Annotated in this window: 1 rRNA gene; it reads left to right on the forward strand. The window is 51.9% G+C overall.

The features are described 5' to 3' along the window. The first annotated feature begins 20 nt into the window (after positions 1-20). Positions 21-2,903 (forward strand): 23S ribosomal RNA (locus tag J6J28_RS12695). Positions 2,904-2,971: the final 68 nt, after the last annotated feature.

Genomic DNA, 2,971 nt, shown 5'->3' on the forward strand with positions numbered 1-2,971 from the left:
TAAACATCTTCGGGTTGTATGGTTAAGTGACGAAGCGTAGACGGTGGATGCCTAGGCAGTTGGAGGCGATGAAGGACGTACTAACTTGCGATAAGCCATGATGAGGCAGTAAGAGCCGCATGAGTCATGGATTTCCGAATGGGGAAACCCAGTGTGCTTGCACACTATCCTTAACTGAATTCATAGGTTAAGGAAGCGAACCCGGAGAACTGAAACATCTAAGTACCCGGAGGAAAAGAAATCAACCGAGATTTCCCTAGTAGCGGCGAGCGAACGGGAATTAGCCCTTAAGCAATCATGGTGTTAGTGGAATGAGCTGGAAAGCTCGACGATACAGGGTGATAGTCCCGTACACGACGATGCCATGGATGTGAAAACGAGTAGGTCGGGACACGTGTTATCTTGACTGAATATGGGGGGACCATCCTCCAAGGCTAAATACTCCCAACTGACCGATAGTGAACCAGTACCGTGAGGGAAAGGCGAAAAGAACCCCGGCGAGGGGAGTGAAATAGAACCTGAAACCGTCTACGTACAAGCAGTAGGAGCACCTTCGTGGTGTGACTGCGTACCTTTTGTATAATGGGTCAGCGACTTATATTTTGTAGCAAGGTTAACCGCATAGGGGAGCCGTAGGGAAACCGAGTCTTAACTGGGCGCTTAGTTGCAAGGTATAGACCCGAAACCGGGCGATCTAGCCATGGGCAGGTTGAAGATTGAGTAACATCAATTGGAGGACCGAACTCACTAATGTTGAAAAATTAGGAGATGACCTGTGGCTCGGAGTGAAAGGCTAATCAAGCCCGGAGATAGCTGGTTCTCCCCGAAAGCTATTTAGGTAGCGCCTCGGACGAATACCACTGGGGGTAGAGCACTGTTTGGGCTAGGGGGTCATCCCGACTTACCAACCCCATGCAAACTCCGAATACCAGTGAGTACTATCCGGGAGACACACGGCGGGTGCTAACGTCCGTCGTGAAGAGGGAAACAACCCAGACCGCCAGCTAAGGTCCCGAAGTCATGGCTAAGTGGGAAACGATGTGGGAAGGCTCAGACAGCTAGGAGGTTGGCTTAGAAGCAGCCACCCTTTAAAGAAAGCGTAATAGCTCACTAGTCGAGTCGGCCTGCGCGGAAGATGTAACGGGGCTAAGCCATGCACCGAAGCTGCGGCTACATACTATGTATGTGGGGTAGGGGAGCGTTCTGTAAGCCGTTGAAGGTGGATTGAGAAGTCTGCTGGAGGTATCAGAAGTGCGAATGCTGACATGAGTAACGATAATGGGAGTGAAAAACTCCCACGCCGGAAGACCAAGGTTTCCTATCCCATGCTAATCAGGGTAGGGTAAGTCGGCCCCTAAGGCGAGGCCGAGAGGCGTAGTCGATGGGAATCAGGTTAATATTCCTGAACCGATATATACTGCGATGGGGGGACGGAGAAGGCTAGGCAAGCCGGGTGTTGGTAATCCCGGTGAAAGTATGTAGGTTGGCGGCTTAGGTAAATCCGGGCTGCTAAGACTGAGATACGAGACGAGTACCTACGGGTGCGAAGTTGTTGATGCCATGCTTCCAGGAAAAGCCTCTAAGCTTCAGGTATATATTGACCGTACCCGAAACCGACACAGGTGGTCAGGTAGAGAATACTAAGGCGCTTGAGAGAACTCGGGTGAAGGAACTAGGCAAAATAGTACCGTAACTTCGGGAGAAGGTACGCCAGAGCTAGTGAACCCCTTGCGGGGGGAGCTGGAGCTGGCCGCAGTGACCAGGTGGCTGGGACTGTTTATTAAAAACACAGCACTCTGCAAACACGAAAGTGGACGTATAGGGTGTGACACCTGCCCGGTGCCGGAAGGTTAATTGATGGGGTTAGCGTAAGCGAAGCTCTTGATCGAAGCCCCGGTAAACGGCGGCCGTAACTATAACGGTCCTAAGGTAGCGAAATTCCTTGTCGGGTAAGTTCCGACCTGCACGAATGGTGTAACCATGGCCACGCTGTCTCCACCCGAGACTCAGTGAAATTGAAATCGCCGTGAAGATGCGGTGTACCCGCGGCTAGACGGAAAGACCCCGTGAACCTTTACTACAGCTTGGCACTGAACATTGAACCTCCATGTGTAGGATAGGTGGGAGGCTTAGAAGCACTGGCGCTAGTTGGTGTGGAGCCATCCTTGAAATACCACCCTTGTATGTTTGATGTTCTAACTTAGCCCCCTTATCGGGGGTGAGGACAGTGCCTGGTGGGTAGTTTGACTGGGGCGGTCTCCTCCCAAAGAGTAACGGAGGAGCACGAAGGTTGGCTAAGTACGGTCGGACATCGTACGGTTAGTGTAATGGCACAAGCCAGCTTAACTGCGAGACAGACACGTCGAGCAGGTACGAAAGTAGGTCATAGTGATCCGGTGGTTCTGAATGGAAGGGCCATCGCTCAACGGATAAAAGGTACTCCGGGGATAACAGGCTGATACCGCCCAAGAGTTCATATCGACGGCGGTGTTTGGCACCTCGATGTCGGCTCATCACATCCTGGGGCTGTAGTCGGTCCCAAGGGTATGGCTGTTCGCCATTTAAAGTGGTACGCGAGCTGGGTTTAGAACGTCGTGAGACAGTTCGGTCCCTATCTGCCGTGGGCGTTTGAGAGTTGAGAGGGGTTGCTCCTAGTACGAGAGGACCGGAGTGAACGAACCTCTGGTGTTCGGGTTGTCATGCCAATGGCACTGCCCGGTAGCTATGTTCGGAATCGATAACCGCTGAAAGCATCTAAGCGGGAAGCGAGCCTCAAGATAAGCTCTCACTAGCACGTAAGTGCTCTGAAGGGTTGTTGAAGACGACGACGTTGATAGGCGGGATGTGGAAGCGTAGTAATGCGTTGAGCTAACCCGTACTAATTGCCCGTGAGGCTTAACCATACAACACCGAAGGTGTTTAGGGTTGTCTTGAACTGCATAAGTTCGAAAACCTTTACCGAAATAGTGAC

It is taken from the genome of Pseudidiomarina terrestris, assembly GCF_030466375.1.
Classification (GTDB): Bacteria; Pseudomonadota; Gammaproteobacteria; order Enterobacterales; family Alteromonadaceae; genus Pseudidiomarina; species Pseudidiomarina terrestris.